The organism is Butyrivibrio sp., assembly GCF_024699075.1.
The window spans coordinates 1-8,141 of record NZ_JAILQF010000061.1 but is presented as its reverse complement, the minus strand read 5'-3'; the positions used below and the strand labels follow the sequence as shown (position 1 = coordinate 8,141).

General features: G+C 35.2%; 7 protein-coding genes. 1 reads left to right on the top strand and 6 read right to left on the bottom strand.

The features are described 5' to 3' along the window. The 5 genes from K6G87_RS02200 to K6G87_RS02180 all read right to left on the bottom strand — a co-directional run. A partial coding sequence (locus K6G87_RS02200; protein ID WP_296833279.1) for a hypothetical protein occupies window positions 1-462 on the bottom strand: 462 nt, incomplete at its 3' end. Window positions 463-722: 260 nt separating this feature from the next. Further along, complete coding sequence (locus K6G87_RS02195) at window positions 723-1,292, bottom strand: hypothetical protein (RefSeq protein WP_296833277.1); 570 nt, start codon at window positions 1,290-1,292, stop codon at window positions 723-725. A gap of 61 nt (window positions 1,293-1,353) precedes the next feature. After that, window positions 1,354-2,298, bottom strand: a complete 945-nt coding sequence (locus K6G87_RS02190; protein ID WP_296833274.1) for an aldo/keto reductase — start codon at window positions 2,296-2,298, stop codon at window positions 1,354-1,356. 234 nt (window positions 2,299-2,532) lie between these two features. Then, window positions 2,533-4,110 (bottom strand): hypothetical protein, encoded by a 1,578-nt coding sequence (locus K6G87_RS02185; RefSeq protein ID WP_296833271.1) that lies wholly within the window; start codon window positions 4,108-4,110, stop codon window positions 2,533-2,535. A 276-nt stretch (window positions 4,111-4,386) separates the two neighbouring features. Then, window positions 4,387-5,634, bottom strand: coding sequence for a hypothetical protein (locus tag K6G87_RS02180; RefSeq protein ID WP_296833268.1), 1,248 nt, complete (start codon window positions 5,632-5,634; stop codon window positions 4,387-4,389). A gap of 772 nt (window positions 5,635-6,406) precedes the next feature. On the opposite strand from K6G87_RS02180, the gene K6G87_RS02175 reads away from it, so the two are divergent. Further along, complete coding sequence (locus K6G87_RS02175) at window positions 6,407-7,459, top strand: helix-turn-helix domain-containing protein (RefSeq protein ID WP_296833263.1); 1,053 nt, start codon at window positions 6,407-6,409, stop codon at window positions 7,457-7,459. Window positions 7,460-7,778: 319 nt separating this feature from the next. Here K6G87_RS02175 and K6G87_RS02170 read toward each other — a convergent pair. Then, on the bottom strand, window positions 7,779-8,141 hold a 363-nt coding region (locus K6G87_RS02170), incomplete at its 5' end, for a hypothetical protein (RefSeq protein WP_296833259.1).

Sequence of the window (8,141 nt, the reverse complement as noted above, 5' to 3'; positions counted from 1 at the left end):
CCAAAAGTCAATTATCAAAAAAGCTATAACCGTAAGCGTATTAACAAAGCCCCCGACAGAATATATCACTGCAATCGCAAACGCAGTATATGTCTGTCCTGACAGGACATATTTAAATTTGTCCTTGGACTTTTGGACATGCTCCATGTACTCGCTTCCCCAAAGTACTTTGTATATCTTACGTCTCATGTTCCATAAAAGATCATTGCCTATACGGATATACAGCCTGGTATTTAATCCTGATAAAAGAGATAAAAGAAAATAGCCGATAACAAACAGCAGCACAGCTATCGCAAAGGTATACACCGCTTTATCCGTTTCCAGCATATCGATCATGGCATTTATACCAAGCGGTATTGCCATCTCAACTGCGATCAATGCCATCATTACTACAAAGGCACCAAATAGTAATCGCTTATTTGATGCAAACATCATTTTTACAATTTTAAAATAACTTTTCATAAGTCCCGAATCCCCCTTTATTACTGCATTCAGGCTCTAAATCTACCATTCAAAATCGTGAAAAACAAGACTTTAAATCGGCTTGCCACCTATGCTATAATAGCTACAGGGATAAGGAAGTAAATGCTTATCTATTAATAAAAAACCGCGATGTAAGTTGCCATTTGAAGTGGCTGTTTACATCGCAGTTTTTGCTATTATACTATTTCTATTACTCGAATTCATCAACTTGCTGAAGATTGATATGGGGCATTCTACTGTTATTCAAGTATGTCTTTAAACTTTCTTTCAAGAAAATAGCGGTAATCTGGCTGATCTCCAGCTTCTTTGTATTCCTGAATAACTGTCTTTCGAATCCACTCCAGCTTCTTTGGGCTTTGTTCTTCATACCTTACAAGTTTGATCAGCCCTTTGTTTTCTGCTGCCAAAATCTCTTCATAAGCATCAGGAATATATTCACAATCACATACTGGTACTGGAATGTTTGAAGTTCCGGCATCAGGTATACCTATACAATAGCCGGAATCTGTTATATCTTTCGCTGTGTAGATATATCCCGCATTTCCTTTGTATGTTTCTTCAAGAGCATTTGGATAATATTCTTCCAATTGGAGAATTCCATTTTCATCAAAGCCATATGGTCCCCATTTCGACCATTTTTTGCTATGCTCAAAGCCTGTTTCTTTGCAGTATTTTTCAACGGCGTTACTAAGATAAACTAGAACATTTTCTCTTTTCTTTGATAGATAAACCAGCGGAACTCCGTGATTGGAAATGCGTGGTTCCAAGGTCTTAAGATCTTTAATTGGTGATGCATGATACCAGTTCATGAACTTGTTTCTCCGCTTCCAAATTTATCATCCAAGTGCTAGTGAAAATACTTATTGTATATTATAAATACTTTAGAATCTCTTCAATATGTTTCACATTCTTGCTGCCCACAATTACATGGTCAGTTCCACTTAGTGCAAACTCAAGTAGCTCTTTTACCGAATGTTTCTTTAAGGCATCTCCCATGGCAAATGGCATACTGGCTATGGTTTCAAGTCCCAATCTGTGGCAAGCTTCTGCCAAAGTCACTTTCTCGCCTGCAACCATCTGGCTCACAGTACTCCGAGGATATGGGCAATCAATGTTATACTCAAAAATCACATACTTAAGACTGCTTTTTCCTTTTCCGGCATTTTCTGCTCTTCTTTTTATTTCTTCCAGTTCAAAATGCCATTTTGCTTCCAATGGGTCTTTTCCCATATATTCTAAAGCAATGCCATAGGATCTTATTTTTCCTTCTCTCACCTTATCTTCATACCAGAAAAATAGTTTTTCCATTTTGTTATAGAACTCTTCTTCTGACATTCCTGATCTTGATATCTCCGGGATATGGATATAGTGAATATCAATTGTTTCAAGTCCTAGATTCTGAAGGCTCTTTTCAAGTGCTATTTCAAAAAACGTAGGGTTCAATGTCTGATACAGGCCATCATACTGATAGAAATCTTCCTCTGTAATTCCTTGCGTTTTCAATATATTTTCAAGGTACATTTTAGGATTAATTCGTTCTGTAATATCTCCAAAAAGAAGTCCCGCTTTTGATGTAATACAAAAATCTTCTCTGCGTAAAGCACCTGATTCAATAAGTGCTCGCAGTGCTATGCCCTCATCCTTTTCAGAAAGCATGCCTCGGTAATTTATAGCTCCGTCTATTGTATTGATACCATGTTGCAAAGCATATGCTATGGCACTGCGATACTGCTCTGACACTATATCTGTAACGTCTCCCAAATGAGTGCCCAGCGCCAAACGCGACATAGCCACATTCGAATAACCTTTTATCATATATACCTCCTCAACATTTCTTTTCTCCCAATTTAGCAGTGCAGCGTCCATAAAACAAGGCTTTAAATGCTGTATTTATCTGTGGTATAATATATATAGAAAGAGTAATGGCGCCACGTTAAGTGACGCCATTTCCTATTAAACAAAAAAGGCAAAAGTTTTTACACTTCTGCCCTTTTATAATCTGGTAATTTATTCAAATGATATGTTTGTACTCCTGCTGCCTTACAAGGATCAGTCAACAGGTATTTCTTCTGCCAGCTCTTTTCCTTCTGAATCCAAGTAACAATTGTATACTCCATCTCTATATTCTATAAGCAGATACCATTCTTTGCTTATGAGATTACCATCAAGATCTATAAGGCCATATAATCCGTTTGTTTTCGATTTTACAAGTAAGCAAGTAACTTTTCCTTCAGAATTTCTGTAACCTTCGTAGGTAAGATACTGGTCAGAAGTAAACAATACTCTTCCGCCTTCTCCAAAAACATAAGTATTTTGATAGTCATCTTTCTTTGTAGTATAAAAGATATCTCCCTCTGAACGTCCTTGGCGAAAATCATAGTCAGAAGATAAAAGCTCTCCTTTATCATTGATATAGTAAAACTTTCCATACTCTGGTTCTACTTCAATAATTCCCGCACCATAATCACCTGCATGTATACCATCTGTTCTTCCAAAAGTATCATCTATAAGTTCTTTTCCGTTTTTATTCAAGATATTAATCTGATAATCCATGTCCAAAACAAAAGCAAATGCTTCGTCATAATCAATACGAAGATACCTGTATTTTGGAGGTGTAAGTACTACGCCTTCATCAGTCATCAATCCATAACAATCATTTAATTCACTATAATAACATCCGATTCCATTTCTAAAAAACAAATAATCATTTTTTGAGTAATTATATATTCCTTCCATTCCTCCGTAAACGAATATAGGACGATCTAAAGCAAAATGGAAACGACCTTTATCATTATAACCACACCATTCTATAAAAGTATCCAGAGCCGTCTGTCTATATGTTTTTTGAATTTTCATACAATCAGGCGCATCAAACAACACATTGAAATTCTCATCAATGAAATAGCCATCGCCAACGTATCCAAGACCATTTTCATCATAAAAAATTTCATTTCTATAAACAATCCCTGTATCTTTGTCATTTGTAAAGCTATACAATCCGTATTTGCGATCACATAATCCTGTCCACTCCGGCATTAGATTACTACTTGCATACTGAAAAATATAATCAGTCCTAAATCTATACCCATTTCCATATTCAAAACCAGCTTCAATCCGCCCATCTTCATCCATGTGATCTTTTACATGGAAATCCTTGTATGTATATCGAGCACCTAAAGTTGTTGCTAAAATGGCGCCTCCTATAATTAGTTTTCCTATATCACGCTTTGTAATCCTTGTGACTATTACTTCTTTTATAGAAGTAATCTTGCAACTATCTTTATCATATACATCAGCAACCATTTTAATCATGTTAAATTCAATTATCACTCTTATAAAAAACAATGCATAGATAAGATACAATAATATAGACTGCCTCTTATTTATCAAAAGTATAAAAATAATGCCAATAAGAAAATTGCAGATACACCATACTATAAGCTTTTTTAATGCTGCTCCATTACTGTCTTTATGCTCATAAGAATGTAACGTATTGTAAATATCATAAAGTAAAAAACAATATAGAAGGATTTCAATCACAATCCTTAGAATATACACTACTGCAAGTACAATTGGTATAATCCCCAATGAAGCATTGCCGCTCATAAACACAAAATATATTTCCACAAGATCGCACGCAATAAGGGTTTTAAACATAAACCTTATCTTATTAAAACCATGTATTTTTGAAGTCAGAAGCTTCATCGATCTATATACAAAAATCATCACAACGATCTTTGCAATATACAGCACATAATCAACTTCCTTGGTAATGAATGGCACATAGTGACTTAAAACATGCAAAAACACTGATATAAAATTTGTAAGAGCAAATATTATGAATACTTTTTTCAGATTTATATTAGTCAAAACGCTACCTCGCAATAATCATTTACTTTCTGGTCAATCATCGAAGATCCTTAAGAAAAGTTCCTTTATTTCACCTTTATCACTTATAATTGCTTTACCAAACAGTTCAGTATCAAATTTAAACACACCATCTATGAGGTAAAATCTGCCTTCATCTGTATAAGTCCTGTAAGGATCTGCGCCTGTACTGAACCACTCAGCATGATTTCCTGATAGTTCTGCAAATATATTATAAATACAGCTTTGCCTATGAGATCTTCTATCACATAAAAAGACAGGTACATTAACAACTATTTTTCCATGTGCATCAATAAAATGTCCAGAATAATCCCAAGCTATACCAGTGCTATCAAAATGTAGTTCTTCATCATAGATTGCTCCTGTATCAAAGCCTGTACTTGTATCACGCAATCCGAATTTACAATATTCAAAACTATTATCAATTCCCATTAAGTTACGTTTATAGTATTGCTCAATGTTTTTCGGCGTATCAGACATATATACAGGAAAATCATTTTCATAATAGCAATATCTCAGGCACAAAAAAGCCAGAAGAAATAATATCAAAACAATATTTCTAACAATTCTAAGTTTCGATAAGTTTTTTGCTTTTGCAATCATCCAAGTAGCATTACCCGATGCTTTTTCTTCCGAATCCAAAATGCCATCCAATGATTCCAGTTTTTTAAATAGGATATTACAATCATCGATAGTAGTGAACTGCGTTAAGAACCTCATAATAAGCGATATAAAAACCAGAACGACTATCGAAGTGTTTTTTAGTATTATTACAAAAAAGACCACAACAGCTAAAAAAATGTTAACTCCTCGCCATGTGTTCTTCCATTCTGTCGGATCTAATGAAAAATCAATGTCTGTACCATACAGCTGTACCCAATAAGCTTCATGATACATAATGCTCCATACTTTGTAATCAAGATAATATTTATAAGCATAGATCAGACAGATTACGCATTTCATAAAACTGGTACTACCAGTCATATTGAAATAGATAAATACTAATAATAATTCCAATATGAAAATCTTCTTTTGCTTTTGAGCTCCAGCATCTATTCCCAGCTTTTTAAGTGTCTTATAAAAAAGAAATATGATAAGAATATGCAGAGTAGTCAACAATGTATCAACAATCATTCCATACACATGTACAAAGATTCCCATTAATGACAAAAATGGATATATTAAGGAAAATACCACATGAATCTTGGCTATTCGTTTAAAATCACACAGATCATTTATTTTAGAATCTATCCTATTAAGCACTTTAATCTATCTCCTCATACCATGTTATTTAAGAAATATAACAATTCTTCCCTCATCGCTCAAGGTCCCCCCAAAAACAACTCGCCACTAAAAAGGGTTTTAGCTTTAATAATTCAAATAATCTAACTGTAATATCATCTAATTTGATATTATCACTCAACATCTTGTCTAAACTCATCCTTCATGTTTTTTACAAAGCATGAAATCAAGAAAAAAACATTGATCGAATCTCTCAACTATTAATCCCCTCCAAAAGCTTATTAATCTGGTTCATGCGATTATAATATTTTACGCCTTAACGCATCTTCACGTGCCAGTATCTGACGAAATGCATTATTTTCGCGATAAACTGCACATATGCACGGCAAATACCGAATGAGTGCCCAGCGCCAAACGCGACATAGCCACATTCGAATAACCTTTTATCATATATGCCCCCTCAACATTTCTTTTCTCCCAATTTAGCAGTGCGAGGGGTTCCCTTTCGGGGGACGGTGTCAGAACCTCTTTTCTTACTTGGTTTTGCGAGATTCTAAAAAAAATCAAGTCCCATCTTCCGCAGACATCAAAAGGCTTAGCCCTTTTTCGTTATCTCTCGGGCCGGTAATATGGCTCAATTTTTTATGTTTCAACACAATGAATCATTTATATAACAACAATGAATTGATAATTGATTTCTCTACCCATTGTCGCTATGCTTTGTTTGTAAGCTTACAGAACTAAAACGCAAAACATTTTGCCGGTTGAAAATGACATTGGAGAGTGATGTGGAATGAATATTACAATAGGAGAAAACATAAAGAAATTAAGGACCCAAAAAGGTGTTACGCAGGAAAGACTTGCTGAAAGCATTGGGGTTACTCCGCAGGCTATCAGTCGTTGGGAATCTGAATCAGGATATCCTGCGATAGAGTATCTGCCTGATATAGCCGGTTTCTTTGGCATAAGTGTGGATGAGTTGCTGGGTGTTAAGCTTTCGGAGCGTGAAACAAGACGTGATAATATTTATACTGCAATAAATAACATAGAAGAATCTGGGTATAATCGTGCTTCGATAGATTTGTTAAGAGAGGCTCATGTGGAATTTCCAAACGATATGAAGATAAGTCTTTCTTTGGCTAAGGCTTTATGCTCCGAAATGTTCGAAGAAAATCCCAACACCGCATTATTAAGGGAAGCAGAGAAAATGCTTCGAGGTCTCATCAGACAGTCAGATGATTATGATTTTAGGTTTGAATGTATCAAAAATCTGGCAGTTCTTTACAAAGAAGCCTGGAAGGATGAACAAGGCTATGCCGATGTAGTTAAAATGCTCCCGAGCATTTGGTCATGCAGGGAAATGTTTATCACAGATTTCTTTAACGGAGCTAATCAGGAAAAGGATGAAATCAGTGATTGCTTAGTTACTCTGTCACGTTGTCTGGTCAATAATCTCCGTGATTATGTGGCATACATTCTACCGAATGAGGAAGATAATTGGGATGCTAAGATTGGCTATTTTGAACGCATTATAGACTTTTGCAAGCTCATATCGGAAATAACGAATGAAGAAAAGTCAGCTGATTTTAATGGCGGCATTGCAGTACTGTACAGATATATATCAACTTATTATGTGGCTCAAGGAAAAAAAGAAGAAACCTTAACCAGCCTTGAAAATATGCTTGCCCATGTAGAAAAAATCTGTACCGGCACATCCGATAAAGAGTTACCTCACAATACAGCATGGTATTTCCTGCGCTATATGGAACATAAAAGATATAATCCGGTATTTAAAGAAAAGAGGTTTGTTGTCATTAAAGATAGATTGGAGAAAATGGCAAAGTAAATACATCGTTCAACTCTGATCTTCCGTAGGCAATTATATGAATGACCATCTCCCAATTCTTGGAAGAGCAAAAAAATAAAAGGTGACTTCTTTTACCGAAGAAGTTAAGCCTAAGAAATTGGTCCATGTTACGCTTGTTACCTCAAACGGATATAAGCGAAATAAGTATTCGGATGTAGTTCAATAATTCTGTACTTACATCAAAAACCCGTTCACTTTAACGTAAACGGGTTTTTGAATTATAATCTTTGTTCTTTATGATTCTGTATCTTTTTTCACTTCATACTAAAAGTCATGAATTTATACTATCTCATAAAGATTATTTTCCAGGATATCCGACTTCTTCTGCCCTTTCTGCAAGCATTTCGTCTATCTCATCCTGTGTATAAGTTAAGACGCCTGCATCGCTGAATGCCTGTTTGATCTCACTGGAGTCTTCATAGTCGGCATCTGTTGAAATATCTTCAAAGTTGTCATCGAATATGTAGTAATGATAATATTTATCGCATGTCTTATAATCTGCATCAAAATAGTATTGTTCTACGCCGATGTGATCGACATCAAGTCCGTCAGTACAAACGTCTGCTTCATTAATTCCTGATGTATACAAATTGAAGTTATCCGCTAAACCAAGTGATACTCTACATCCATAATAAAAAACATATTCGCCGTCTCCATTTAT